Below are 434 nucleotides of genomic sequence, written 5' to 3'. Positions count from 1 at the left end.
CTTCCTGATCACCATTCCCGTAGTGACCCAGTCGGTGGCATTGAATCTCCCCAAGGAGACCAACGTGCCGCGGGTCACGAAGCCGGAGAACGTCGAGCTGGCGGTGACCCAGGATGGCGACATCTACTGGAACACCGCGCTGGTGCCCGACGTCGACGCGCTGGTCAAGCGCCTGGGCAAGGTCGCGGTGCTGAACCCGCAGCCCGAGGTGCACATCCGTGGCGACGACCAGGCGCGCTACGAATCGGTGGGCAAGGTGGTCTTCGCCTGCCAGCGTGCCGGGATCATGAAGGTCAGTTTCGTGACCGAACCACCGGCGCGAGGAGGCTAGCGATGGGCATGAATGTAGGAAGCAGTTCCGGCGGCGACGAACCGGACGTGATGCTCGACGTCAACACGACGCCGCTGATCGACGTGATGCTGGTGCTGCTGGT

1 protein-coding gene and 1 pseudogene are annotated in these 434 nt (G+C 64.1%); both read left to right on the top strand.

Annotation, left to right across the window (positions count from 1 at the left end):
• The coding region (locus B0W88_RS32315) for a biopolymer transporter ExbD (RefSeq protein WP_077038461.1) at positions 1–331 on the top strand (331 nt) is incomplete at its 5' end.
• A 2-nt stretch (positions 332–333) separates the two neighbouring features.
• Positions 334–434: pseudogene (locus B0W88_RS32310) on the top strand (biopolymer transporter ExbD); the annotation flags it as partial.

This window comes from Pelomonas sp. KK5, assembly GCF_001984095.1.
Classification (GTDB): domain Bacteria; phylum Pseudomonadota; class Gammaproteobacteria; order Burkholderiales; family Burkholderiaceae_C; genus KK5.
This window is presented reverse-complemented; position numbering and strand designations above follow the sequence as displayed.